Origin of the sequence: Janthinobacterium rivuli, assembly GCF_009208735.1 — a bacterium.
Taxonomy (GTDB): domain Bacteria; phylum Pseudomonadota; class Gammaproteobacteria; order Burkholderiales; family Burkholderiaceae_D; genus Janthinobacterium.
This window is the reverse complement of record NZ_WFLJ01000008.1, coordinates 146,590-171,797: the sequence shown is the minus strand read 5'-3', so window position 1 is coordinate 171,797 and position 25,208 is coordinate 146,590. Positions and strand designations below refer to the sequence as shown.

Here is a 25,208-nt window from a genome sequence, read left to right as displayed (position 1 = left end):
CATGAACGCACTTTTCCACGCCAACCTGGGCATCACCGATTTCTGGACCTTTTTACTGGGCACCATCTTCATCGTCATCCTGCCCGGCCCCAATTCCATGTATGTGCTGTCGGTCGCCGCCCAGCGCGGCGTGCGGCCCGCCTACCAGGGCGCCTTCGGCATCTTCGCCGGCGACCTGATATTGATGGTGCTGTCGGCCTGCGGCGTGGCCTCGCTGCTCAAAGCCAGCCCGGCCCTGTTCTACGTGGTGAAATACATCGGCGCGGCCTACCTGGGCTGGATCGGCCTGCAAATGCTGATCGGATGCTGGCGCAAGCTGCGCGCGCCCAGCGCCGCCGAAGGTGAGGCGGCGGCTGTCCCTGCCCCCGTCAAGGAAAGCGATCCATTCCGCAAGGCCCTGATCATCAGCCTGATGAACCCGAAAGCCATCCTGTTCTTCATTTCGTTTTTCATCCAGTTCGTCGACCCGGCTTTCCCGAATCCCGTGCTGTCCTTCATCGGCCTGGGCCTGATCTGCCAGGTGATCAGCTTCAGCTACCTGACGGCCATCATCTTTGTCGGCGCGCGACTGGCCGAGACCTTCCGTCGCCGTCGCCGCCTGTCGGCCGGCATGGGCGGCGGCGTGGGCGCCATGTTCATCGGCTTCGGCGCAAAACTGGCCACCGCCACCCTGTAAGGAATTACCGTGAACGAGCTTGAGCTGCGCCAGCGCTGCCACACCGTCCTGCCGGGCCAGCGCCAGCCCACGCCAGCGGCCACCTTCGCCGCCATGGCCGCCTGGTGCGAGGCCAACGACATCGCGCACGACACCTATGGCGAAGGCGCGCTGATCGAACAGTTCGAGCACAAGATCGCCAGCCTGCTCGGCTTCGAGGCGGCCGTGTTCTGCATCACGGGCACCATGACGCAGGTGACCGCCCTGCGCCTGGCGTGCCAGGACCGCGGCTCGCGCCTGGTGGCGCTGCATCCCACTTCGCACATCCTGCGCCACGAGCGGGGCAACCATGAATTGCTCGATCACTTCAAGGGCTTGATGATCGGCGACCCGCACCGCCCGTGGACGGTGGACGACTTGCGTGCCGTGCCCGATGCGCTGGGCGCCGTGCAGCTCGAACTGCCGATGCGCGAACTCGGCGGCCAGTGCCCGTCGTGGGAAGAGCTGAACGAGATCAAACGGCACTGCCGCGAGCACAATATTCACCTGCACATGGATGGCGCGCGCCTGTGGGAAGCGCAAGCGGGTTTTGGCCAATCCCTGCCCGCCATCTGCGACGGATTCGATTCCGTCTATGTGTCGCTGTACAAGGGCATCGGCGGCCTCGGTGGCGCCATGCTGGCCGGCAGCCGCTCGTTCGTCGAACGGGCGCGCGAATGGTTCCGCCGCCAGGGTGGCAACATCGTGCACCGCACGCCCTGGGTGGTGGCCGCCGCGATGCAGTTCGACGCGCGCCTCGCCGCCATGCCACAGTATTTCGCGCGCACGCAGTGGCTGTACGCGCTGCTGCGCGACTTCCCGGCCATTGCCGTCAACCCCGCCAGCCCGCAGGCGAACATGCTGCACCTGCACCTGCCCGTCTCGCGCGAAAAGGCCCTCGCCATCCGCAACCAGGTGGCCGCGGAACATGGCATCTGGCTGTTCGGCCGCGCCAGCCACGCGGCCCTTCCCGGGCACAGCGTGGTGGAATGGTATGTGGGGGATCAGTTGCTGGAACTGCCGGACGACAGCGTGCGGCATGCCTTGCACCTGCTGGATCAGGCCATGCGCGCCACGGATTAATCGGCCATCGCGACACCAAAAAAAAGCGCCCGAAGGCGCTTTTTTCATTTCATGGCGGCCGGGTCGGCCGCCACTACCTGCTTAGAACTTGTAGTTGTAAGCGAGACCGATCAACTGCATGCGGGTCTTGAACAGGCCCTTGGTAGTTTCACCGTTGCCGGTGCAGCCAGTCTTGACAGGCGAGCAGTCATTTGTGTAGTTGACGTCAGCATCCTTGAAGTCGATATAGCTGTAGGCCAGGTCGATCGAGGAATTGGCGTTCAACTTCCAGTTCGCGCCGACCGAGTACTGCATGCGGTCGCTGTCCGGCAAGGCCGGGTGGCGCAATTCGGCGCTGCGCACTGGCGCCTGGTCGTGGGCGATACCGGCGCGCAGCATCAGGCTTTCGCTATATTTATAGTTGGTGCCCAGCGAGACGCGATAGGTGTCTTTCCAGTTCTGGCGGATACGCTCGGCGCCTTCGGCCGTCGGCGGAAACTGGATGTCCAGGTTCTGCAGGCGCGAAGTACGGGTCCAGGTGACGTCGCCCATCAAGGCCCAACGATCATCCATCTGGTGGAAGGCGTTGATCGACAGGGTTTCCGGCGTGCGCAGTTCGACCAGCGCCTCGGAATTTACCTTGTTCGAGGCCTTGGCGATAAAGGCGTTCACGGCAGGATTGCTCGTCACTTGCGAGAAGTCCCAGATGGTGCTGCCCTTGAGCTTGTGCGAAATCGACGAGCGGTAAGCGATACCGAAACGCGTGCCTTCGTTCAACTGATACAGATAGCCAAGGTTGAAGCCGAAGCCCCAGTCGTGGCCATCCATCGACGCATGGCCATCATTAATCTGTCCCTGCAGCGCATTTCTCGCGGAAACAAACGCTGCCGTGCCCTGCGTTTTCAGGATATTGCCAAGGAAAGCAGCCGAAGCGCTAGGCGCAAACTTGCCCAGGAAGGCAACCGAACCCGGCACGTCCACTCCCTGGCCCAGCTCCGCCTTCATGTATTCGGCCGTCACGCCGAAACCGAACGAGTGATGCTGGTCCAGCTTGAACGACACGGAAGGATTGAGGGCGATGGCTTCGAGCTTGATATTGGTGATCGCATAACGGCCATACCAGTCATTGCCGTAGTCGAGCTTGGCGCCGTAGGGCACGAACAAGCCGGCACCGACGGTCCACTGATCATTGATCTTTTTGCTGGCATACAGCGCAGGCGCGACCACCGCATCCGGCGCATAGTCCTTGGTTGCGCTGAACGGCTTGTGATTGTCAGGAACGGGAGCGAAGAAAGACTTCGAACCCGCATCCGTGTAGGTCGAATGCGGCACGACGATGGTGCCGCCGCCCACGAACTGCGTGCCTTCCAGGCGCGACAGGCCGGCCGGGTTGTAGAAAATGGTCGAGGCGTCAGCCGCCTCGGCGCCGCTGGCATCGGCCGTGCCCTGGGCGGAAACGCTTTGCGAGCCGAAACGGTAGCCCGATGCCTGGGCGGTGGAAGCGAAGCCGGCGCATGCGACGGCGATGAGGAGGGGCAGATATTTATGTTTCAAGTTAGTCTCTCTTTATTATATGAAGTGTCTTCGTCACATTGTCTCGGGTAGCTCAACCTCACCCGTCCTGCACTGTTCTTGCCGCCGTGAACTCCCTCACTGACGGCATGAGCGAAGCATATAATATTTTTTAGAAAAAAGCGAACGTTCGCTCTTTTTATGAAACGGCGTTGTTTTTCCCACCCATCACGACGTTTTACGATGCCAGCGCAGGTGCTGGAAGCGGTATCAGGAAGCGCTGGTGCATCAGCGACAGAATCTGTTCGGCGGGCACGGGGCGCGAGATGAAATAGCCCTGCACCTCGTTGCATTGCAGCGCGCGCAGGATGTCGAGCTGCTCGCGCGTCTCCACCCCTTCGGCCACCACGCTCATGCCCAGCGCATGCGCCATCGACAGGATGGCGCGCACGAACACTTCGCCCTGCTCCGAGCGGCCCAGCTCCATGGTGAAGGCGCGGTCGATCTTCAAACCGTCCATGGCGAACTTCTGCAGCTGCGACAGCGAGGAGTAACCGGTGCCAAAATCGTCGACCAGCAGGCGCACGCCCAGCGCGCGGATGGCGGACAACTGCTCCACGGCACGGTTCTGCTCATCCATCATGGCCGATTCCGTGATTTCCACCTCGATCAGCCGCGCATCGATGCGGTGGCGCGCCAGCGCCGACGCCAGCACCTGGTGCACGTCGCCCCGTCCGAACTGGCGCGCCGAGACGTTGATGGACACGGGCACCAGTTCCAGTCCACTGGCCTGCCAGCGCGCCATCTGCAGGCATACCTTTTCGATGACGACTTCGCCCAGCTGGGAAATCAGGCCGCTGCTCTCGGCCACGGGAATGAATTCCAGCGGCGGCACCATGCCGTGCAGCGGATGGTGCCAGCGCACCAGCGCCTCCATGCTGCACAGCTGCCCGCTCATGGCGTCGACCCGCGGCTGGTAGACGACGAGGAACTGGTCCTGCTCCAGCGCCGCCACCAGGCTTTGCTCCAGTTCGCGGCGGTTGCGGATGGTTTCGAACAATTCCGGCTGGAAGAAGCGGTGATGGCCCTTGCCCGCCACTTTCACCGCATACATGGCGATGTCGGCGTTCTTCAGCAGCACTTCCGTCTCGGCCCCATCGCGCGGATACAGACTGATGCCGATCGAGGCGCCCATCTTGTGGCGTTCGCTGCCCAAATAGAACGGCTCGTCGAAGGCGATGGCGATGCGCTGCGCCACCTGCTCGGCGCGGCTGTCGTCCTCCACCGGGTCGAGCACGACGACGAATTCGTCGCCGCCCAGGCGCACCACGTGGTCGCCCGGCCGCAGCACGGCCTTCAGGCGCAGGGAGGCGGCGCGCAGCACCTTGTCGCCCTCGGCGTGGCCTTGCGTGTCATTGATGTCCTTGAAGCCGTCCAGGTCGATGAACAGCAGCGCCAGCATGTGCCGCGCGATGGCGGCGCGGCCCAGGGCGCCGGGCAGGAATTGCTGCAACCAGTAGCGGTTGGGCAAGCCCGTCAAGCCATCCTCGTTGGCCAGGCGGCGCAAGTCGCGCTCGTGCTCCTTGGCCGTGCTGATGTCTTGCAGGGTGACGGCCAGACGGTCGCCGCTGCGCACGAGGCGCCGGCGTATCCAGCGCAGCTTGAACGGGTTACCTTCCGGCAACTCGATCTCTTCTTCCGAAAAGCCGGACTGCATGGCGGCCCGGTAATTATGGATCAGGTCGCGGAAATACGGCTCGTGGGCGCGCGACTGCAGGCGCATGCCCAGCAACTGCTCGCGGCGCACGCCAAAGTAGCCGGCGCCCGGCTCGTTGCAGTCGACGATTTCGAAATCGAGGATGCTGCCGTCCGCGCCGCGCAGGGCGGCAATGATATAAAAACCGTCGCTCGTGCCTTCGGTGGCCATGCGGTAGGCATTGCGCACGCCTTCGGACTGATGGTGGCGCCACGCCAGGCGCAGCGACAGCACGGTGGCGACGGCGGCAAAGGCCAGCAGCAGCACGGTGACGGCCAGGGCGATGCCGATATAAATGGTGCGCGTTTCCTCGTAGGGGTGCAGCATTTCGCCATCCGACAGCCCGACCACGGCCGTAAACGGATAGGCTTTCAGCGCTTGCCAGCCCACGTAGCGGCTTTGCTTGTCGGAAAAAGCGATCCTGCCGCCCGAATGCAGGGCACCACTGTCCGTTTCCAGGAAGCTGGTGTCGAGAAACGGCGTGCCCTGGCCGCTCTGCATGGGCAGCACGCGCGAGCCGAGGCGCGTGCTGAACAGCTCGCCCTCCTCGCCCACCATGGCCGACATGCCGAACTTGCCGAAATTGACGCTGTTGTAGAATTCGGAAAAATAGCTGGAATGGATGGAGATCAGCAGCACGCCGTCGAAATTGCCATCTTCGTCTTCCAGCCGGCGCGTGAAATGCACGAGGCTTTCGTCGGCGCCCGGCGTGGCCTCGCTGGCGGCATTCCACCTTCCCAGCGCGATGCGCAGCGCGCTGGAATTGCTGCGCCAGTGGCGCAGCAGGAAATCGCTGCGCTCGTTGACGCGCAGGCGCTGCAGCGGCGCCGTGGCCGTCACGGGGTGGCCCTTGCGGTCGAGGATGGCGACGATGGCAAATTGCGGCAAGGCATACATGCCCTGCGTCTTCAACTGGTCGAGACGCAGCTGGCCGCGCGAATTCTCCCACTCATACTTGAGCTGCAAGGTCAGCTGGTCCATCTGTTCCAGGGTGCGCAGCAGGTACTGGCCATACGCTTTCGACAGCGAAGAGACGCTGTCGAGCGCCTGCTGCTGCGCCACCTTCTTTTCCGCCTCCAGCTGCAGCAAGGTGGCCGTCCACAGCACCGCGCACAGGACCAGCCCCAGCAAGGGCCAGGCCAGGATCAGGCGCAGGTTAGCCTTGAGAAAATCGGCCCTGCTCATCTCCACCACGGCGGCGTTATTATTATTTACAAATTGTCGCAAGAACATGGTGCAGCATCTGCCGTTTCTATGTATTTCTTTAAGGACACACAAATTACCACAGAGTCATGTTTGCAGGTGAGACGGCAGCGTAATTATGTGTGCGGGCCGCAGCCCGCCTGTCGCGCCTGCGTTACAATCACCATCCTTACCGTTGGAGAAATACATGCAGCAATATCAAGATTTGATCAAGACCGTGCTCGAAACGGGCAGCTGGCAAGACAACCGCACGGGCATCCGCACCCTGAGCGTGCCGGGCGCCATGATGCGTTTCGACTTGGCCAACGGCAATTTTCCTGCCGTGACGACCAAGAAACTGGCTTTCAAATCCGTGATCGGCGAATTATGCGCCTTCCTGCGCGCTTCGCGCAACGCGGCCGAGTTCCGCGCGCTGGGCTGCAAGGTATGGGACCAGAACGCCAATGAAAACGCGCAATGGCTGGCCAACCCCTACCGTGAAGGCGAGGATGATCTGGGTCCCGTGTACGGCGTGCAATGGCGGCAATGGCCGGCCTATAAACTGCTGGACGCCGACCAGCCGGCGCAAATCGCCGACGCGCAAGCGAACGGTTTTACCCTGGTCGCCCCCATCGTCGAAGACGGCGTGCAAAAAGTATTGCTGTACAAGGCCGTCGACCAGTTGCGCGAATGTCTGGACACCATCATGACGAATCCCGGCAGCCGGCGCATCCTGTTCCACGGCTGGAACCCTGCCGTGCTGGACGCCGTCGCCCTGCCCGCCTGCCATTTGCTGTATCAGTTCATCCCGAACGCCAGCACGCGCGAAATCTCGCTGTGCTTATATGTGCGCAGCAACGATATCGGCCTGGGCACGCCGTTCAACATCGCCGAAGGCGCGGCCCTGCTGCACCTGGTGGCGCGCCTGACCGGTTACACGCCGCGCTGGTTCACCTACTTCATCGGCGACGCGCACATCTATGAAAACCACCTCGACATGGTGGAAGAGCAATTGAAGCGCACGCCCTTCCCCGCGCCCCGTTTCGTCATTTCCGACCGCGTGCCCGACTATGCGAAGACGGGCAAGTACGAGCCTGAATGGCTGGAAAAGATCGAGCCGTCGGATTTCTCGCTGGAAGGCTATGAACACCATGCGCCCATCAAGGCGGCGATGGCCGTCTGATGGCGGTCACACCGCTGGCAGCCCTGCACCGCAAGCTGTTTGACGAAACGGATGGCGTCAAGTTTTCCAAGCTGAAAGACCGGCTGCTGACAAAGCATGGGGCCGGCGAACGGCTGGCCGTGCTCAGCATCCTCATCTGCTACGCCAAAGAAGGCCAGCTGCTGCACTGGCGCGCCTTCCTGATGACGGATATCGTGCAGCTGGCGGAAGCCCATGAACATGCGGCATTTTTCGTCTGGGCATTGGAACAACCCGAGCTGGCGTACCGTGCCGTCGATGGCATGCTGAAAAGCATCGGCAAGGAGGCCTACGCGCCGCTGGTGGCGCTGGCGGAATCCGGTGCCACGCGCCTGGAAGTGCGCGCCAAGGCGATCAAGAGCCTGGCCGTCTTCAGCCGCCAACCCTTCGATGCGGGCTTGCCCCACGATCCCGGCCACTGGAAGGCGGAGCAGCTGCGGCTGGACGCCGTGCTGGCCTGGCAGCGCGATGGCTGCCCGGATGGCGCAGGCCATGCGGCGCCGGCCACGCATGCGGCGCTGGACGAGCCGCGCACGCCGCTGGAAAAAGCGGCGGCCAAACTGGAGAAAAAGCTGGCCGCCAGGCGCAGGAAAGAGCAGGACCTGGCGCAGCCATCGAACTGGCTGGTCATCGCCAGCGCCGCCGACATGGCCACCATCGCGCAGCACTGGGCCTTGCCGGAGCACTACCGACGCTTCCTCGCTTGCCATTCGCCGCTGCGCGTGTTTATCGACAGCCAGCAGTATTTCCAGGGTTTGCACCTGTACGGCGCGGCCGACCTGGTCAAGGCACAGCACGGCTACGCCTGGAATCCCGTCACGCAAGAATCCATCGCCGGCTGGCCGGACCAGTATCTGGTGATCGCCGACGCGGGCGCCGATCCCTATTGCCTGGACCTCGGTGCCGTCGCCAATGGCGACGCACCCGTGTACCATGCGCAACATGGCATGGGCACATGGCGCTTCGAGCGCCATGCGGACGGTTTCATCGACTTCCTGAACGAGATCGCGACAGCGGCCTAGCCTGGTTCGCCTCCCGGCCCGCCCGGGCCGGGGCCGGGACCGCCTGGACCGCCGGGCCCGCGTCCGCCAGGCGGACCGAAGCGCGGTTCGCGCTCGCCCTCTTTCGCCGCCGACGTGGCGCCGCCCAGGCGGTACGACAGCCCCACATAAATCATGCGTCCATCGAAGCGCCGCGTGCTCGTCTCGCGCAGGGAAGCGCTGTTGATGACGGTTTCCATCTTGTTGCTGCTGAACACATCGGTCACGTTCATGACCAAGCTCAACTGCGGCGTCACCGTGTGGCGCCAGCTCATATTCAAGGTGTTGTTCGGCGAACGATAACCCTGTCCCGACAGCATCTTGCCTTGCATTTGCAGGGCCAGCTGCAGCTGGTTCCTGGTGTCGAACTGGTAATTGAGGCGCGCGCGGCCGCTCAAGGCATTCGCCGTGCGCGTGCTGCGGTTGCCCAGGTCGTCCGAACTCGTCTGCTGGCTACGCGCCAGGTTGCCGCTCGTGTTCAGGGTCAGTGACGGCGTCAGCTTGCCGCTGACGCTAAATTCCAGGCCGCTCGAATGGCTGCCTTCGCCGTTTTCGCGCGTCGTCAGCAGCACATTGTCGCTGATAAAGTAGCGGTAATCGACGATGGCGTCCGTGTCGCGCCGGTGGTAGGCGCGCAAGCTGCTTTCCAGGCCGGCGATCTTCGTTTCATAACCGATCTCGAACGAATCCGTCTGCGTGGGTTTGAGCTTCGGGTTGCCGGCCGACACGTTGAATTCGTCGCGGTAGACCACGTAGGGATTCAGGTCGCCCGCGTTCGGGCGGCGGATGCGGTGCGCATAGCTGAAGCGCAGGTTGCTCTCGTCACTGACTTTATAGGTGGCGAACAGGCTGGGAATATAGTTGACGTAATTGTTGCTCGCCTCGACGCCGCTGGTAATCTGGCGCACGTTCAAGTCCGTGTATTCGGCGCGCAAACCGGCCAGCGCGCCCCAGCGCTCGCTCAGGCGCACCTGGTAGGAACCGTACAGCGCGATAGTGCGCTCGTCCATCTCGAAACGGTTGCTGCGCATGGGATTGACGGTCTCGACCAGGCTGGCAGGGTTGATCTCCGTGTACAGGGTGTCGAAACTGCTCTTGTTATCGGCCACCTTGTAGCCCAGCTTGGCCGTGCAGCCCGCCAGCGGACGCTCATAGTCGCCGCTGAAGTCGACGATGCGGTTGCCCGTCTCGCTGTGCTGGCGCGCGCGGCTGTCGAAGGTGTTCACGGGGGCAATCGCGTAGGTATTCGCGTAATCGCTGTCGCTCTCGTTGGTGGAAGACGACACGCGCAAGTCGATTTTCAGGGTTTCGCCCGGCAATTCTCCCTTGTGGTCGTAGCGCCCGCCCCAGCTGACATTGCGGCTGTCGCCATTGCGCACGGTGCTGCGCACATAGTCGACTATGGTGCCGCCCGTGCTGTCGCCATTGAGGTAACGGTCGAGCGAGCGCTGGTCGTTGCTGCGGCCGTTGTATGACACGCTGGCGGCCAGGGTGTCTTTCGCGTTCAGGTTGTAATTGACGGTGCCGTGCAAGCCCAGCGAGTCATTCAAGCCATTGCTGGTGGAGCGCTGGCTGCTGGGGGAGAAAGCGCCCGTGCCACGCTCCAGGCGTTCACGACTGACCTCGCCCACCGAATTGCGGCCGTCATGGCGCACATTGATGCCGCCCTGGTAGCCCCACGGCCCTTCATTGTAGGTGCCGGAGACGGAGCTGTTGTAGCGCCCGGCGATGCCCGCATTCGCGTTGACGGTGGCAAAGCCGCCCGGCTTGCGGTTGCGCCGCATGACCAGGTTCAGGATGGGGCCGCCGCCCGCTTCATTGCCGAACTGGGCGCCGGGATTGTTGATCACTTCCACGGATTCGATATCGTCGGCCGCCATGGCATTCAGGGTGGCACCGCGCGAATCGCCCTGCAACATGGCCGACGGCTTGCCATCGATCAAGATCTGCACATTGCTGCTGCCCCGCAAGGACACGGAACCGTCGGGGTCGACGGCCACGGACGGCACGTTATTCAAGGCATCGGCCGCCGTGCCATTGGTGCTGCCCACATCGGACTTGACGTCATAGACTTGCCGGTCGATGCGGCCCGTGGGACGTTCGGCCGTCACGCTGACGGTCGCGGGCGCGTCAAGCGCTGGCGCCTTGGCCGATACGGGTGCTGGTGCTGGTGCGGGCTTGACGACGGTATCGCCGGTGACAGTTTGCGCCTGGACAGCGGCGCCGGAAACGAGCAGGCTGCCGCCCGCCAGGCAATGGAAAAGAAGTTTATGCATATGGCTAACAATAATCGAGACGCTACGGATGAGGCACTACGCCGCAGCGTGAGAGCACATTGCAAGCATGCCATGACCCCGATACGCAAAGCAAATGCGAACCATTGTTATTTACTTCAATTTACAAATCTCTTGCGCTTGTGGCATTACAGCCGCATCCGATGCTCCCGCCCTGCCTTGACGCTACCTCAGCAAGCCATTGCCCCGCGCCAGTGTCAGCCAGCCCGGATACTCCGTCATCAATAAATCATACAGTTCCGCATCGCTGTGCTCGTCGGGCGAGCTGACGGAAAAGTAATTGGCGTTGTCGACCAGGCGCCCCTGCAATTCGTCGAGCTTTTCCAGGAAGGGGAAGTCGGAATCGGCGAAGGCGGCGAGGAATTTGCTCTTCGATTTGCGCCCCTTGCCGATGCCCATGAATTGCCAGAAGATCGGCTCATTGCTGGCCCAGCGCAATTGCTTCTCCGTCGTCGCCTGGTCGCTCGTGCCGCCATCCGTGACGAACATGACGTAGACGGGCAACTCGGCCGCGACGGGCCGCGTGCGCTCGCCACCGCGGGCATCGGGAAAATAAAACGCGCGGATCGCCTGCATGGCCGCGCCGTAGCGCGTGTCGCCTTCCAGCGGATGGCGCTGTATGGCCTGGCCCACGTAAGTATTGCAGTTGCTCAAGGCCATCGGTGCCGGATGGTGGACGTTCTTGCCGAACAGGAAAACATCGATCTCGCCATCGTCGTCGAACTTGCAGCCCAGCGCCAGGATGCGCTCGGCAAAGCGCTGCACCAGCCCCTCTTTATACAGCCGCCCCATGGACCCGGAAATATCGAGGCATAAACACACCTTGGCCCGGTGCTCCGACAAACCCACTTTTTGCAAGGACACGCCGGCCTGCTTGACGAGGCTCACCAGTTGCGGCGCTTCCCGTTCGACCCGTTTTTCCAGGTTGATCTTCGCCTGCATGACGGCCGATGCCGATGCCGCCGCAGGAGCGGCAGAGGCGGCAGGAGAGGCCTGGTCGACTTCGCCGCCGAAGTGGCGCACCAGCGCGTCCAGGCCGCCATTGAAGCCTTGCCCCACGGCCATGCAGCGCCAGCCGCCATCCTTGCGGTAGATTTCCGCCAGCATGACGGCTTTTTCTTGTGCGAAATCACTACCGGCGAAGGCGAAGCGGGCCAGTTCGCGCCCGCCCACCTGCAGGCGCACGTGGCCGGATTGCAGCTGCGACATCACGCCGCCGCCATCGATGGAAGCCGTCACGACGAGGCGGTCTATGCCGGCCGGCAAGCGCGCCAGTTGCAAGGGAAACTCGGCCACGTCGCCGCCGCTGCCCGCGCGCGCTTCCACGCCGCCGCACGGCGTGCGCGGCTGGTTGAAAAAGGTCATGTAGCGCTCGTCGGACAGCTTGCCGGCCGCATCGAGGCCGAAACAGGCCACGTCCAGCGCCAGGCCCTGCGCGGCGACGACTATCTGCAGCACGCCGTCGGGAACGAGATTGGCCAGCGGCAGGCGCTGACCCTTGCTCAAGGTTTCCATCAATGTCTCCTGGTATCAAGCGATGTAGCGGCGCGGATTGTCCGCATTGCAATCCTCTTCGTCTTCCTTGTCCTCGCCCTTGAAGACGACGGGACCGTTGAAGGCCAGCTGCAGGTTCTCGCCCTGCCAGCTCAGCCACGGCGTCGCTTCGCTGCCGGGCTCCGAGGTCTTGCCCGAGGGTTCCAGAATGATGCTGTCCGGCGTGATGCGCGCCATGCCGATCACATAGGTGTAGACCGTGTCGTCCTCGGCCGCCTTGGACAAGCGAAAATCGAAGTCGCACTCGACGATCTGCTGGCCGTATTGCATGACCATCTTCGGCCGCATGGAGGCGACGGACACGGCGCCGTTGGCCACCGCCGAATACACGCTGAAGACGAGGCCCACCGTGCCGCCGTAATGCTGCGCCAGCGCGGGATTGACTTCCACCGTTTCCGTGGCCGGCTCCTTGCCCGACGCGCCCGCCACGTCGCCCAGATGGCGCACGAAGGGCATGGCGTCAAAGTTGCCAGGCGTATCGGGCGCCTGGATGAAGCGCATCTGGCCGTTCGGCAAGAGAATGCCGACTCTTAAATCGAGGTCGTCGTTATCGTCGTCGCCATCGCCGTTGTCGACCCAGGTGGCCTTGACGGTCAGTTTGCTCGGCGCGCCGGCGCCCTTTTCCAGCGACACCTTGTGCGTCTGGCCCGCCTTGGTCAGCGAGATTTTCGACAGGGAAATTTTTGGCGACGGTGCCGGCTCCGCTACCGCCGGCGCCACTTCGCCGCCGAAATGGGCGACCAGTGCGTCCAGCCCGCCATTGAAGCCCTGGCCCACGGCCATGAAGCGCCAGCTCCCGTCCTTGCGGTAGAACTCGCCCAGCATGACGGCTTTTTCTTGCGCAAAATCCGCGCCCGCATACGTGTAGCGGGCCAGCTCGCGCCCGCCGTCCAGCAGCCGCAGGTAGCCGCTATCCAGCTGCGCCATGGTGGCCGCGCCATCGATGGCGGCCGTGACGACGAGGCGTTCGATGGAGGCAGGCAAACGATCGAGCTGATAGCTGAATCCGGCCGCATCGCCTGACGGCGCCGCCGCTTCCACGCCGCCGCACGGCGTGCGCGGCTGGTTGAAGAAAGTCATGTAGCGGTCGTCGGACAGCTTGCCGGCGGCATCGAGGCCGAAACAGGCAAAGTCCAGCGGCACGCCGGCGCTGGCCAGACCCAGTTGCACGACATTGCCCGTGACGAGGCCGGACAGCGCCAGGCGCTGCCCCTTGATCAGGTTTTCCATGGGATTATGTATTCAGGTGTGGGAGCTTCGGACAACGGCTCAGGGCAAGGCGCGTCGTCCGAAGACAGTACGAATAGTACAGAACATGCATGGCGGCGCAACGCCGCCATGGGCCGTTTTCCGGAGCTCTTAAGCGTTAATGCCGAACGAGCGTGCCAGAGGTCCCAGGCCGCCTTTAAATCCCTGGCCGATGGCCTTGAATTTCCATTCGCTGCCGGCGCGGTAGATTTCGCCGAAGATCATGGCCGCTTCCGTCGAGCCGTCTTCCGACAGGTCGTAGCGGGCGATTTCCGCGCCATTGTCGCCGTTCAGGCAGCGGATGTAGGCCTTGCCGACCATGCCGAAGTTTTGCTTGCGGTTTTCCGCATCGTGGATGGTGACGGCCACGGCGATCTTGTCGATGTCGGCCGGCACGTTGGCCAGGTCGACGGCGACTTTCTCGTCATCGCCATCGCCGCCGCCCGTCGTGTTGTCGCCCGCGTGGACGATGGAACCGTCAGCCGACTTCAGGTTGTTATAAAAAATGAAATCGGCATCGGAACGGGCCTTGCCATCCGTTTTCAGCAGGAAGGCACTGCCGTCCAGGTCAAACGCGGCGCCATCGGTGGCGCGCGGGTCCCAGCCCAGGCCAATCACGATTTTCTTCAAGCCAGGAGCTTCCTTGCTCAGGTTGACATTGCCGCCTTTTTGCAGACTGATCGCCATGGTAAATCCTCTTTAATGTGGGGTTGCATTCGGTGTTTCAGGTCACGTCGCCGGCACGCCGGCTTGATGAGCCATGAGCCTACCATAAAGTTCCTGCTTGCCAGCCGCGCACTATTGAAAATAATGCCATACGGAAAAGATGGTGCCGCTGCCCCGATGCGTGAAATGACGGATAATGCCGCTCGACAAAAATTTTCACCATCCTGTACCAGGCTTGTCCTTGAACAATACAACGATACGACTCGACTGCATCCCCGGCACCTTGTGCGACGAACGCCTGTGGTCGCGCCTGTCGCCTGCCCTGGGCGACGCCTTTGATCTACGGCACGTACCGCTGCACCAGGCGCGCACGCGCACGCAAATGCAGCAGATGATCGCCAGCCATAGCGCCCCGCAAGCCCATCTGGTGGGTTTTTCGCTGGGCGCCTACCTGGCGCTCGAACACGCGCTGGCGCATCCGCAGCGTGTGAAATCCCTCACTTTGATCGCCAATTCGGCCAAAGGTTTGCTGCCGGCGGAAGTCGAAGCGCGCCGGCGCATCGTCGCCATGCTCGAGCGCAATGCCTATGCGGGCATCACGCGCCAGCGCCTGCGCGAACTGCTGCACCCGTCGCACCTGGACGACGCCGCCATCACGGGGCTGATCCAGCGGATGGGGCTGGACCTGGGCAAGGACGTACTGCTGGCGCAATTTCTCACCACGATGGACCGCCCCGACCTGATGGCGCGCCTGCCGGAGCTCGATTGTCCCGTGCTGATCGTGGGCGCCGAAGACGACAAGCTCGTCGATCCGGACGATCTGCGCGCCATGGCAAGCCGTCTGCCGCAAGCCACCCTGCACCTGCTAAAAGACAACACGGGCCACATGATTCCGCTGGAAGCGCCAGGCGCGCTGGCGCAAGCCATGCGTGCGCATCTGGAGGCTGCCGACAATTTCAACGATAATGACGGGCATCGGGCCATGCCCCCACCTATTTCACAGAACCAATGAGCTTACTGACCATCATCGTCGCCACCGACCAGCAAGGCGGCATCGGCATCGACAACACGCTGCCGTGGAAACTGCCGGAAGACCTGGCGCATTTCAAGCGCCTGACGACGGGCCACCCCATCCTGATGGGCCGCAAGACCTTCGATTCCATCGGCCGTGCGCTGCCGAACCGCCGCAACATCGTCATCACGCGCAATCCGGACTGGCGCCATGAGGGCGTGGAAGCGGCGCCATCGCTGGAAGCGGCCATCGCCCTGCTGGGCGGCGCCGAAGGCTATGTCATCGGCGGCGCCGACATCTACCGGCAATCGCTGGCCCTGGCGCAGCGTTTGATCGTCACGGAAATCGGCCAGACGTTCGGCTGCGACGCGTTTTTCCCCGCCGTGGACCATGCCGTGTGGCAAGAAACCGCGCGCGAAGCGCATGTGTCGGAGAAATCCGGCCTGCCTTACGCCTTTGTCACGCTGCAACGCAAAGCCTGATAAGGTTATATTGATAGCCAGAATGTTGCTGTAATACCCCTGTCACACCGTTGCGTCACGCTAGCGCAAGCTGGCGACGCCGTGGTGCGATATTTTTTTCCCGCAGACGCCGCATTTCTGCGAGAATCCCGTTCTTATTTTTTTTCTGCGGCTGCCGGGTTGTCCTACCGCCTGACCGTCGCGCCCTAGTCCGCCCCTTCACATTTGTCAGGGGCGGCTTGCTTTTTTGGAGACATGCATGAAATTTCGTTTCCCCATCGTCATCATTGACGAGGATTTCCGTTCTGAAAATACGTCCGGCCTGGGTATTCGCGCCCTTGCCGCCGCAATGGAAAAAGAAGGCATGGAAGTGCTGGGCGTGACCAGCTACGGCGATTTGTCGCAATTTGCCCAGCAACAATCGCGCGCGTCGGCCTTCGTGCTGTCGATCGACGATGAAGAATTCGGCGGCGGTTCCATCGAGGAAACCGATCATGCCTTGAAATCGCTGCGCGCCTTCGTCGAGGAAATCCGCTACAAGAACGCCGACATTCCTATTTACCTGTATGGCGAAACGCGCACCTCGCGCCACATCCCCAACGACATCCTGCGCGAACTGCATGGTTTCATCCACATGTTCGAAGATACGCCGGAATTCGTCGCGCGCCACATCATCCGCGAAGCGAAATCCTACCTGGACGGCCTGTCGCCGCCGTTCTTCCGCGCGCTGGTGCACTACGCCAACGACGGTTCCTACTCGTGGCACTGCCCCGGCCACTCGGGCGGCGTGGCCTTCCTGAAGTCGCCGATCGGCCAGATGTTCCACCAGTTCTTCGGTGAAAACATGCTGCGCGCCGACGTCTGCAACGCCGTCGAGGAACTGGGCCAGCTGCTCGACCATACCGGTCCTGTCGCCGCGTCCGAACGCAATGCGGCGCGCATCTTCAATGCCGACCATTGCTATTTCGTTACCAACGGCACGTCGACGTCGAACAAGATGGTGTGGCACTCGACCGTGGCGCCGGGCGACATCGTCGTCGTCGACCGCAACTGCCACAAGTCGATCTTGCATTCGATCATCATGTGCGGCGCCATTCCCGTATTCCTGATGCCGACGCGCAATCACCTGGGCATCATCGGCCCCATCCCGCTGCATGAATTCACGCCAGAAAGCATTGCCCGCAAGATCGAGGCGAATCCGTTCGCGCGCGAAGCGAAGAACAAGAAGCCGCGCATCCTGACCATCACGCAATCGACCTACGATGGCGTGATCTACAACGTGGAAACCCTGCGCGAAATGCTGGACGGCAAGATCGACACCCTGCACTTCGATGAAGCATGGCTGCCGCACGCCACCTTCCACGATTTCTACAAGAATATGCACGCCATCGGCAAGGACCGTCCGCGCGCCAAGGAATCGATGATCTTCTCGACCCAGTCCACGCACAAATTGCTGGCCGGCCTGTCGCAGGCCTCGCAAATCCTCGTGCGCGAATCGGACACGGTCAAGCTGGACCAGGACGCCTTCAACGAGGCTTACCTGATGCACACCTCGACCTCGCCGCAATATTCCATCATCGCCTCGTGCGACGTGGCCGCGGCCATGATGGAAGCGCCGGGCGGCACGGCCCTGGTGGAAGAGTCGATCATGGAAGCGCTCGATTTCCGCCGCGCCATGAAGAAGATCGACCAGGAATGGGGCCAGGACTGGTGGTTCCAGGTGTGGGGTCCGTCCAGCTTCAACGACGAAGGCATGGGCCAGCAGGAAGACTGGATGATACGCGCCGAGGATGACTGGCACGGCTTCGGCGACCTGGCTCCCGGCTTCAACATGCTCGACCCGATCAAGGCGACCATCGTCAACCCGGGCCTGTCGCTGGACGGCCAGTTCGGCGACACGGGCATCCCCGCGTCCATCGTCACCAAATACCTGGCCGAGCACGGCGTCATCATTGAAAAATGCGGCCTGTACTCGTTCTTCATCATGTTTACCATCGGCATCACCAAGGGCCGCTGGAATACCTTGCTGACCGCGTTGCAACAGTTCAAGGACGACTACGACAAGAACCAGCCGATGTGGCGCATCCTGCCGGAATTCGCGGCGGCCAACCCACGCTACGAAAAAATGGGCTTGCGCGACCTGTGCCAGCAAATCCACGATTTCTACAAGGCCTACGACGTGGCCCGTCTGACGACGGAAATGTATCTGTCGGACATGATCCCGGCCATGAAACCGTCGGACGCGTTCGCCAAGATGGCGCACCGCGAAATCGAGCGCGTGGCCATCGACGAGCTGGAAGGCCGCATCACGTCCATCCTGCTGACGCCGTATCCACCGGGCATTCCGCTCCTGATCCCGGGCGAGCGCTTCAACAAGACCATCGTCGACTACCTGCGCTTCGCGCGCGACTTCAACGAGCGCTTCCCCGGCTTCGAGACGGATGTGCATGGCCTCGTGAAACGCGAGGTCGATGGCAAGCGCGGCTATTTTGTAGATTGCGTCAAATTGGATGAGAACGTCTAAAAACGTCGACGTTCGTTGAACTTCATTAAATAGCGCCATCTGATGCAGATCAGGTGGCGTTTTTCATTGTTAGCCACCGCGCACGCTTGCGCCAGATCAAACGGCTCGGGTATCGGGCTTCTAAGATGGGCCACTCGCGTACTGGGATGGCCCGTATATGGCGCTCAAGGTGTGGCTGGAAATCGTGCAGCAGGCGGCGGCTGGCAGTGGCGCCTTGCTGATGACGGCCTTGAAGCAGGCTCAGGTAACTGTGGCCCGGCGGCATGATGGCGACGACGATGGCGCGGGCATCGTGCTGTTTGCCGAGGCCGATGGGGCGCTGCTGCAAGCGCTGCCGGCGCTGTGCCGCCATGCCCGCGTGCTGGCCATTGCCGCCTGCGGGCAGCCCCCCAGCTGCGCGCAACAGCGGGCCCTGATGGCCGCTGGCGCGCTCGATGTGCTGCTGTGGCCGAAAGGCGCCGTCGATGCGGGCCAGGTGCTGGCGCGCCTGCAGCGCTGGCAGGCCGTGGCGCAGTTGCTGGCGTCGGGCACCGTGCGCCAGCAACTGGTGGGCGACAGCGCAGCCTGGAGCGCCTTGCTGCACCAGGTGGTGGAAATGGCCACCTTCAGCCAGGCGTCGATACTGATCACGGGCGAGACGGGCACGGGCAAAGATTTACTGGCGCAACTGGTCCACCGACTGGGCAACTGCGGCGGCGACTTCACCATCCTCGACTGCACCACCCTGTCGCCAGACCTGGCCGGCAGCGAACTGTTCGGCCATGAACGGGGCGCGTTTACGGGTGCGGCGGCCGCGCGCGACGGCGCTTTCGCCCTGGCCGATGGCGGCGTGCTGTTTCTCGATGAGGTGGGCGAATTGCCGCTGCCGCTGCAGGCGCAGTTGCTGCGCGCCATACAGGAACGCAAATACAAGCGCGTGGGCGGCAATACCTGGCAGCCGACGCAGTTTCGCCTCGTCTGCGCCACCAACCGCGAGCTGGAAGACGAGGTGGCGCGCGGCGCCTTTCGCGCCGACCTGTATTACCGCATCGCCGGCTGGCGTTGCCAAACCCCGCCCCTGCGCGAGCGCCAGGACGACATCCTGCCGCTGGCCCGGCATTTCCTCGCCGAGCTGGCCCAGCAGCCGCCGCCCCCGCTGGACGCCGCCGTGCGCGAATACCTGCTGCTGCGCGACTATCCGGGCAATGTGCGCGAGTTGCGCCAGACCGTCACGCGCCTCTGGCACCGCCATTGCGGCCCCGGCCCCATCACCATCGGCGCCCTGCCCCCCGATGAACGGCTGCAGGCGCCGCACTGGCCCGACCGGCATTTCGAGGCGGCCGTGCGGCGCGCCCTGGCGCAGGGCTGCAAGCTGTCGCACATCACGCGCTGCGCCACCGACATGGCCATCCGCCTGGTGCTGGCGGAGGAGCATGGCAACAACCAGCGCGCCGCCGCCCGCCTGGGCGTGACCGACCGCGCCCTGCAGATACGCCGCAAGGCGGCTGCCTGTTCGGCGCAGACGGGGGCGAGCACCACGCCGGCCGCGCTGTAAGCCACCTCACGCCAGCCGCGCCAGCCGCAAAAAATTGCCGCCCGTGATCAACGCCGCGTCCAGTGGCGGCAAGCCCAGGAGCTCGATCTTGTGCAACTCCAGCCCCGGATGCAGCCAGGGGCCATCCGAACCGAACAGGACCTTGTGCGGTCCCGCGCGGCGCACGGCCTGCAGCAGCAAGTCGAAGCGGCGCACGCCGGAACTGTCCGTATGGATGTTACGGTGGCGCGCCAGATGGTCGATCAGCGCCAGCTGTGCCGCCCAGTCATCGCTGAAGCTGCCCAGGTGAGGCAGGATGAGCGACGTCGGGATACTGCTGCGCCAGCAGTTCGGCCACCGCCACCTCGCCGGCCGGGTCGTACAGCACGGGCAAGCCGAAGAAGCGGGCCGCGTCGCACACTTCGCCGCTGATGCGCGCGTCAAACCGGTGCGCCTTGATGCCGACAAAGCCGTAGCGTTCGACGGCCGTGCGCACCAGGTCCATGATGCGGCCCCGGTCGCGCCGCGCATGCACGAAGGCAAAGCCATAAAAACGCTGCGGCTCGGACGCGACCAGGCGCGCCACGCCATGGTTGGCGATCGCGTAATCGGAGTGAAAGGTGGCGAACAGCACGCTGCGGGCGATGCCGGCCGCCTGCGCACGCCGCAGATAGGCCTGCAGCGGCGCATCGCTGTCCCACGGCCCGCTCAGGCCGTCGCCAGGTCCCGCATGGCAATGGCTATCGATGATCATCCCGTCACGCTATTGCCAGTCGCCCATGACGACGATGCGGTTGCCGCGCCGGCGCCAGCGCCCGCTCTCATCCTCGCTCTGCGGCGCGGCCGAACGAAAATGCGGCAGCTGCTGGTGCAAGGCCCGCGTCAACGCGCTTTCCACGGCGCGCGCGCTGCCGTCGCCGTCGGCCGCCAGGCGCGCCGCCTGCCCCGCGATGCGCACGAAGCGGCGCGCCAGTTCCAGTTCGCGGTCGGCAGGCGCCTCGGCTTCCAGCTCCAGTTCCAGCGCACTGCTGGCGGCGCGCCCCAGGGCCGAGCCCAGCGCCGTGCCCACGCCCGGTATCGGAATCATCGAGCCCAGCGCGCCGCCGACAAAGGGCAAGGCCGTCTTGGCCATCGCCTTCAAGGCGCCGCCCAAGGGCTTGGCCACCTTGGCAATCGTCGAGCCCACCTTCTTGACGCCCTTCCACACGCTTTTGAAGACATTGCCGAGAAACTGCTCCAGTTCCTCCTCGCTGGCCACTTCCAGCAGTTCCATGGCCAGTTGCAATTCCTCCTCTTCGCTGAAGACGGCCGGTGTGCGGCCCTTGCCGGGCCAGTCCTGGCCGAATTCCAGCACTTCAAACGCGGCGCCGGCCCGTTGCCGGCATTGCGCGCATTCGCATTCGAGTTGGTGCATGATGTTCTCCTTCCCAGTCAACCAGCTGCTATCGTCAGGCCCACATTTCACCGAGCACGGCCAGTTCCAGCTCGCGCCGCTGGTTGGTCAGCACGCCGCGCTGGTTGGCGAACATGTCGTCGTGGATGCGCTGCTCAATGCGCCGCCGCTGGGCCGCCGATGACAGGTGCGCCACGTACACCTGATGCCCGCTCACGTCGACGCCCATCATCTGGCCGCACAGGCGGTGCTGCAGCAGGCGCCGGTGCAGGTCGTCCGTCTGCCCGCTGTAGGCGCGGCGCCGTCCGCCCGCATCGAACTCGATCACATACAGGCCCGGGCCGCGGCCATTCGGATCGCGCAGCGCATTGGCCAGCGTCCCCAGCGCCTGGTAGGTCAAGGCGGCCGCTTCCGGCACCCGGCCCATGGTGCCGGCCAGGGTCGGCGGGATTTCGCCCTGCTGCTGGTCGTCGTCCTGCCCCTGGTCGGCTCCCTGATCCTGCCCCGGGTCCAGGCCCTGCTGGTCGTCGAACACGGGATAGGGTGCCGGATAAATCGTGGGATAGATGGCCGGGTAGCCGCCCCAGCCCCGGTAGCGCGGCGGCAGATAGGGCAAGGGCTGGGGAGGAAAGCGGGGCGGGCGGCGGCCCTGCCCTTGGTAGCGCGGCGGCGCAGGACGACGCTGTCCGCGCAAGGGCGGCCGCGCGCGCAGTCCGCCGCCACGCATGCCGCCGCGCGCACCACCGGCTTGCCAGCGCTCGCCCTCCCATTCGGCCTCGTCCTCCCCTTGCCACTCCTGCGACCATTCCCCCAGCCATTCCTGCTCGCCGGCGGCGGCTGGCTGCCCCGCAAAGGACAGCATTTCAAACGCTTCGTTCATATCGCCTCCTGATGTGATGTTCAAGCAAGTCCATCGCCTGCTCCAGTTGCCGGGGCGTCTGGTCGGCCCGCAGCAGAAAAGTCAGTGCGCCGGCACCATCGCCCGCTTGCGCCAGCGCCAGTACGCCCGCGGCACGCAAGGCCGCCTGCAAATGGGCGCGCCCGGGCAGGCGCTGCACGGGAAAGCTGCCACCCCGGCAGGCGATGCCGGCCGCCGCCATCCCCGAGCGCCATTGCGCCACCCGCTGCGCCAGCCTGGCGCGCAGGGCGTCGCCATGCTGCGCATTGAGCGTCAGCGCGCGCCGCCCCGCCGCCAGCACGGCCGCCGATGGCGGACTGGCATGCACGCGCGTCTGACTGTGCGCCGCGAAGCGCCGCAACAGGGCGCCGCTGCCGGCCAGCACGGCCAGCGGCACGCCGAATCCCTTGGCCAGCGAGGCGCCGACGATGAGGTGGCCGCCTGCCTTGTCGCAGCCGCCCGACAAGCCATGCAACGGCGCAGAGCCGCCGCCTTGCGCACCGGCCACGCCCAGCACCTGCGTGTCGTCGAGCAACAGATAACCGCCTCCCTGCCGCGCCAGGGCCGCGTAGCCAGCCAGCGGCAAGACCTGTTCGCTGCCCGGTACATAGCCGTCGGCCAGGATCAATGGCCGCAGCCCCTGCCGGCCCCAGGCCGCGACCAGGCGCCGTAGCACCGCCATCTCGCCGCTGGGAAACAATCGCAGCGGCAAGCCCAGCGCCTGCGCCCGCTCTGCGCCCCAGCGCGCGATGGCATAGCTGCCGCCATCGACGAGGATCACCAGCCGCTCGGCAGCGAGCATGCCGAACAGGTCCCAGAACAGGTGCAAGGTTGACGGCAGCACGCAAGCCGCTTCGCAACCTTGCAGGGCCGCCAGGCTGGCTGCCAGCGCCAGCGCGCCGGGCGGCTCCTGCAGCGCGGCCGGCTGGCCCAGGGTCAGGCTGCTCCACGGCGCCAGCGAGGCCGCCGGATGGCGCATGCCCAGATACAGGGCACTGGTAAAGTCGAGCATGCACGCGCCTCGCCCCCGCCCTAGACGCTGCGCAACTGCTGGCTCAGGCGCTGGCGCAGCAACACCGAGGGCATCGTCGCCTCGACCACGGGGTCGCTGCTGTCGACGGACAGGTCGACCCCGGTGGCGGCGCGGTAGCCATGGATATAGCCCTGCACTTGCGGACGCCAGAAGCGCGCCCAGTTGAACGCCTGGGTCGGCTCATAGATGTCGCTCCAGTTGCCATAGCGCACGGAGAGCAGCAACTGTTCGCCAAAGATGGCCAGGTTACGGAAATGCATCACGCTCGTATCCGTCCAGCCCTGCAGTTTCTTCATGGCATCGACCCGGTCCATCCACGGTTCCGGATACGCCACCATCACGCGCGTCGGTAAAAATTCGCGGAACTCGGGCCGCGCCAGCATCCATTGCTGCATCAGCATCTCGATGCGCGCCGTCGACGGCAAGTCGCCGAACTGGTTGTGCGCGCCCTGCGACAGGATCAGGTGGATTTCCTTCAGGGCATTCAGCACGGGGAAGGCGTCCGCTTTTACCGTGGTGTCGTCGTCCTGCTTGTAGAACGAGGTCAACAGGCGCAGCAAATGATGGAACGCTTCGAGGAACTTGGAGCGGCTATCGGCCGGCCGGAAGTGCTGAACCGCCTTGCCATCGAGACGCACGCCGTAATGGTGGTCATATTCATAATTGCGGCGCACCACGGTCAGGCGGTGCTGCTCATCCTGCGTGTAGCCCCACAGCAAGTTATTCAGGGGCCGCAACATGTCGATTTCCGTGTTCGACAGGGGGTCGAGGCCGCCGCCGGCGGCGCGCAGGTTCTGGAAGCGCTGCGTGATGGCATTCATGGTCTGCACCAGCATGCCCTCCTCATGCCAGTACGACCAGATCAGTTCCAGCAGGCAAGGATTGGCCAGCTTTTCCTGGATGATGCCGAAGCATAGGTCGACTTCGCCTTCCTGGCCGCGCGGGATGCTGATGGGAATGTCGGGCAGCTTGCGGCGGATCACGGCCAGGTAGGGCAAGGTCTGGAAGCCGTCGATGTTTTCCAGATAATCGTTGCGCAGCACGGTTTCCAGGTCGCGTCCCTGGGGGATGTCGCGCCGGTCCAGGTAGGCGTTGTCCTCGGCGGGATTGAAGGCCAGCGGCTGGTTCAGCACGCCACAATTGACCATCACGAACGCTTCCGTCGCCACCTTCAGCACGCGGTAGGAATCGGCATCCGAGAACGGCAGCGCGCGGCGCTGCTTGAGCTGCTGGAACATATCGGCTTTCTTCACGAAGCGTTCCTGCTCGAAGGCGCGCACATTGGCCAGGTCGCCGCAAAACAGGCTGTCCATGAAATGCAGGTAATTCGTAAACGACATCGCCTCGGTGCTGTTGCGTATCAGGGTCCACAGCGGCAAGTCTTCCGTCGGCTCCGTTTCCGTGCGCGTCAGCGACACGCCCACGTTGCCCGAGATGGGTTGCGGCTGGCGCTCTTCCGTCTCGTACTCCGCGTCCAGGGCCAACATGGCGTTCGGACTGAGCCCCTCGGGCACGGGCAAGGCGCTGCGTAGTTCAGGCCGCTGCGACAACATCATCTGCGCCATGAAACGGTGCATGCCGGCGCGCCGCACTTGTGTGGAAAAGGCATTCGGCGTGCCGCGCATGGGCACCCATGGCGCGGCGGCCAGCACCTGCACCTGGTCGCGGCCGTCGGCGCTCTGATCGCCGTCAAACGAGACGGTGGCGACGGCCCGGTCGCCCACCCTGCCGAACTGACAGTCGCTGGGATGGCAGTCCGGCGTTTCGAAGGCCAGCGCCACCTGTGGGTTGAGGTGCGGCTTGAAGCACAGCACGGCGCTGCAGCCTGCCTGCACCGTCACGCACTGGGGCGCGGTGGTGGGGAAATTGCCATACAGCCCCACGTAACTGCCCGTCGTCAGGTCGGAAAACACGGTGCAGCCATTGCCGTCGGTCCAGCGCACGCCCACCAGCATGGCAGGATCCGCCACCCAGGTGGCGGGATTAAAATTATGACAATCCGCATCAAGCCCCCGGTACAGGCTGACGGCCGCATTGACGACCATGACCCCGCTATCCTGTTCGTGCACGGTAACGGCGATGCTGCCCCCCTGCTGTTTCGGACCCGCCTGGCCCGCCACCCCGCCTTTGTCACTCCTGTTGTTCCTCATCTTGCTACTCATGTC

20 protein-coding genes are annotated in these 25,208 nt (G+C 63.9%); 8 read left to right on the top strand and 12 right to left on the bottom strand.

Annotated features, from left to right (window positions below):
• Window position 1: 1 nt before the first annotated feature.
• Complete coding sequence (gene leuE, locus GCN78_RS12665) at window positions 2-676, top strand: leucine efflux protein LeuE (protein ID WP_152252031.1); 675 nt, start codon at window positions 2-4, stop codon at window positions 674-676.
• 9 nt (window positions 677-685) lie between these two features.
• Window positions 686-1,777 (top strand): threonine aldolase family protein, encoded by a 1,092-nt coding sequence (locus tag GCN78_RS12660; RefSeq protein WP_152252030.1) that lies wholly within the window; start codon window positions 686-688, stop codon window positions 1,775-1,777.
• A gap of 81 nt (window positions 1,778-1,858) precedes the next feature.
• Here GCN78_RS12660 and GCN78_RS12655 read toward each other — a convergent pair whose 3' ends face one another.
• Together GCN78_RS12655 and GCN78_RS12650 are read right to left on the bottom strand one after the other, a co-directional pair.
• The gene (locus GCN78_RS12655; RefSeq protein WP_152252029.1) at window positions 1,859-3,310 is read right to left on the bottom strand and encodes an OmpP1/FadL family transporter; all 1,452 of its coding nucleotides are present in this window, start codon (window positions 3,308-3,310) and stop codon (window positions 1,859-1,861) included.
• Between the two features lie 196 nt (window positions 3,311-3,506).
• Window positions 3,507-6,257, bottom strand: a complete 2,751-nt coding sequence (locus GCN78_RS12650; protein ID WP_152252028.1) for a bifunctional diguanylate cyclase/phosphodiesterase — start codon at window positions 6,255-6,257, stop codon at window positions 3,507-3,509.
• A gap of 157 nt (window positions 6,258-6,414) precedes the next feature.
• Between GCN78_RS12650 and GCN78_RS12645 the strand changes: the two genes are divergently transcribed.
• On the top strand, window positions 6,415-7,389 hold the full coding sequence (locus GCN78_RS12645) for a thymidylate synthase (protein ID WP_152252027.1): 975 nt from the start codon (window positions 6,415-6,417) through the stop codon (window positions 7,387-7,389).
• Window positions 7,389-8,429 (top strand): SMI1/KNR4 family protein, encoded by a 1,041-nt coding sequence (locus GCN78_RS12640; protein WP_152252026.1) that lies wholly within the window; start codon window positions 7,389-7,391, stop codon window positions 8,427-8,429. The genes GCN78_RS12645 and GCN78_RS12640 overlap by 1 nt, the downstream gene beginning before the upstream one ends.
• Here the strand turns inward: GCN78_RS12640 and GCN78_RS12635 are convergent.
• From GCN78_RS12635 to GCN78_RS12620, 4 genes are all read right to left on the bottom strand, one after another.
• Window positions 8,426-10,723, bottom strand: a complete 2,298-nt coding sequence (locus tag GCN78_RS12635; RefSeq protein ID WP_152252025.1) for an outer membrane beta-barrel family protein — start codon at window positions 10,721-10,723, stop codon at window positions 8,426-8,428. The two genes, GCN78_RS12640 and GCN78_RS12635, sit on opposite strands and share 4 nt — an antisense overlap.
• A 183-nt stretch (window positions 10,724-10,906) precedes the next feature.
• Window positions 10,907-12,256: a VWA domain-containing protein gene (locus GCN78_RS12630; RefSeq protein ID WP_152252024.1), complete on the bottom strand. Its 1,350-nt coding sequence runs from the start codon at window positions 12,254-12,256 to the stop codon at window positions 10,907-10,909.
• A gap of 15 nt (window positions 12,257-12,271) precedes the next feature.
• Window positions 12,272-13,525 carry a TerD family protein gene (locus tag GCN78_RS12625; RefSeq protein ID WP_152252023.1) on the bottom strand — a complete coding sequence of 418 codons (1,254 nt, stop codon included), beginning with the start codon at window positions 13,523-13,525 and terminating at the stop codon, window positions 12,272-12,274.
• A 129-nt stretch (window positions 13,526-13,654) separates the two neighbouring features.
• On the bottom strand, window positions 13,655-14,230 hold the full coding sequence (locus tag GCN78_RS12620; RefSeq protein WP_034784423.1) for a TerD family protein: 576 nt from the start codon (window positions 14,228-14,230) through the stop codon (window positions 13,655-13,657).
• 220 nt (window positions 14,231-14,450) lie between these two features.
• On the opposite strand from GCN78_RS12620, the gene GCN78_RS12615 reads away from it, so the two are divergent.
• The 4 genes from GCN78_RS12615 (at window position 14,451) to GCN78_RS12600 (ending at window position 19,740) form a co-directional block, all read left to right on the top strand.
• A complete protein-coding gene (locus tag GCN78_RS12615; protein ID WP_226939603.1) occupies window positions 14,451-15,221 on the top strand; it encodes an alpha/beta fold hydrolase in 771 nt (256 codons plus the stop codon).
• Window positions 15,218-15,703 carry a dihydrofolate reductase gene (locus GCN78_RS12610; RefSeq protein WP_152252021.1) on the top strand — a complete coding sequence of 162 codons (486 nt, stop codon included), beginning with the start codon at window positions 15,218-15,220 and terminating at the stop codon, window positions 15,701-15,703. Before GCN78_RS12615 ends, GCN78_RS12610 begins: the two co-directional genes overlap by 4 nt.
• A 238-nt stretch (window positions 15,704-15,941) precedes the next feature.
• On the top strand, window positions 15,942-18,206 hold the full coding sequence (locus tag GCN78_RS12605; RefSeq protein ID WP_034755510.1) for an arginine/lysine/ornithine decarboxylase: 2,265 nt from the start codon (window positions 15,942-15,944) through the stop codon (window positions 18,204-18,206).
• A gap of 157 nt (window positions 18,207-18,363) precedes the next feature.
• The gene (locus GCN78_RS12600; protein ID WP_226939602.1) at window positions 18,364-19,740 is read left to right on the top strand and encodes a sigma-54-dependent transcriptional regulator; all 1,377 of its coding nucleotides are present in this window, start codon (window positions 18,364-18,366) and stop codon (window positions 19,738-19,740) included.
• 6 nt (window positions 19,741-19,746) lie between these two features.
• Here the strand turns inward: GCN78_RS12600 and GCN78_RS29650 are convergent, their stop codons facing one another.
• Genes GCN78_RS29650 through GCN78_RS12575 form a run of 6 tightly spaced genes read right to left on the bottom strand, consistent with a single transcriptional unit; the run spans window position 19,747 to window position 25,205 of the window.
• Complete coding sequence (locus GCN78_RS29650) at window positions 19,747-19,986, bottom strand: amidohydrolase family protein (RefSeq protein ID WP_264372685.1); 240 nt, start codon at window positions 19,984-19,986, stop codon at window positions 19,747-19,749.
• A gap of 19 nt (window positions 19,987-20,005) precedes the next feature.
• Complete coding sequence (locus tag GCN78_RS29645) at window positions 20,006-20,473, bottom strand: amidohydrolase (RefSeq protein ID WP_226939601.1); 468 nt, start codon at window positions 20,471-20,473, stop codon at window positions 20,006-20,008.
• A 9-nt stretch (window positions 20,474-20,482) separates the two neighbouring features.
• Window positions 20,483-21,133 carry a hypothetical protein gene (locus tag GCN78_RS12590; RefSeq protein ID WP_152252020.1) on the bottom strand — a complete coding sequence of 217 codons (651 nt, stop codon included), beginning with the start codon at window positions 21,131-21,133 and terminating at the stop codon, window positions 20,483-20,485.
• Between the two features lie 34 nt (window positions 21,134-21,167).
• A complete protein-coding gene (locus tag GCN78_RS12585; protein WP_152252019.1) occupies window positions 21,168-21,992 on the bottom strand; it encodes a hypothetical protein in 825 nt (274 codons plus the stop codon).
• The gene (locus tag GCN78_RS12580; RefSeq protein ID WP_152252018.1) at window positions 21,976-23,022 is read right to left on the bottom strand and encodes an aminotransferase class I/II-fold pyridoxal phosphate-dependent enzyme; all 1,047 of its coding nucleotides are present in this window, start codon (window positions 23,020-23,022) and stop codon (window positions 21,976-21,978) included. The genes GCN78_RS12585 and GCN78_RS12580 overlap by 17 nt, the downstream gene beginning before the upstream one ends.
• A gap of 20 nt (window positions 23,023-23,042) precedes the next feature.
• A complete protein-coding gene (locus tag GCN78_RS12575; RefSeq protein ID WP_152252017.1) occupies window positions 23,043-25,205 on the bottom strand; it encodes a hypothetical protein in 2,163 nt (720 codons plus the stop codon).
• Window positions 25,206-25,208: the final 3 nt, after the last annotated feature.

Excerpts from the sequence above, each read along its gene's own strand:
- GCN78_RS12585 (WP_152252019.1), bottom strand. The coding sequence starts at position 21,992 with ATGAACGAAGCGTTTGAAATGCTGTCCTTTGCGGGGCAGCCAGCCGCC.
- leuE (WP_152252031.1), top strand. The coding sequence starts at position 2 with ATGAACGCACTTTTCCACGCCAACCTGGGCATCACCGATTTCTGGACC.
- GCN78_RS12640 (WP_152252026.1), top strand. The coding sequence starts at position 7,389 with ATGGCGGTCACACCGCTGGCAGCCCTGCACCGCAAGCTGTTTGACGAA.
- GCN78_RS12575 (WP_152252017.1), bottom strand. The coding sequence starts at position 25,205 with ATGAGTAGCAAGATGAGGAACAACAGGAGTGACAAAGGCGGGGTGGCG.
- GCN78_RS12645 (WP_152252027.1), top strand. The coding sequence starts at position 6,415 with ATGCAGCAATATCAAGATTTGATCAAGACCGTGCTCGAAACGGGCAGC.
- GCN78_RS12610 (WP_152252021.1), top strand. The coding sequence starts at position 15,218 with ATGAGCTTACTGACCATCATCGTCGCCACCGACCAGCAAGGCGGCATC.
- GCN78_RS12650 (WP_152252028.1), bottom strand. The coding sequence starts at position 6,257 with ATGTTCTTGCGACAATTTGTAAATAATAATAACGCCGCCGTGGTGGAG.
- GCN78_RS12605 (WP_034755510.1), top strand. The coding sequence starts at position 15,942 with ATGAAATTTCGTTTCCCCATCGTCATCATTGACGAGGATTTCCGTTCT.
- GCN78_RS12620 (WP_034784423.1), bottom strand. The coding sequence starts at position 14,230 with ATGGCGATCAGTCTGCAAAAAGGCGGCAATGTCAACCTGAGCAAGGAA.
- GCN78_RS12625 (WP_152252023.1), bottom strand. The coding sequence starts at position 13,525 with ATGGAAAACCTGATCAAGGGGCAGCGCCTGGCGCTGTCCGGCCTCGTC.
- GCN78_RS12580 (WP_152252018.1), bottom strand. The coding sequence starts at position 23,022 with ATGCTCGACTTTACCAGTGCCCTGTATCTGGGCATGCGCCATCCGGCG.
- GCN78_RS29645 (WP_226939601.1), bottom strand. The coding sequence starts at position 20,473 with ATGATCATCGATAGCCATTGCCATGCGGGACCTGGCGACGGCCTGAGC.
- GCN78_RS12600 (WP_226939602.1), top strand. The coding sequence starts at position 18,364 with ATGGCGCTCAAGGTGTGGCTGGAAATCGTGCAGCAGGCGGCGGCTGGC.
- GCN78_RS12630 (WP_152252024.1), bottom strand. The coding sequence starts at position 12,256 with ATGGAAACCTTGAGCAAGGGTCAGCGCCTGCCGCTGGCCAATCTCGTT.
- GCN78_RS12590 (WP_152252020.1), bottom strand. The coding sequence starts at position 21,133 with ATGCACCAACTCGAATGCGAATGCGCGCAATGCCGGCAACGGGCCGGC.
- GCN78_RS12635 (WP_152252025.1), bottom strand. The coding sequence starts at position 10,723 with ATGCATAAACTTCTTTTCCATTGCCTGGCGGGCGGCAGCCTGCTCGTT.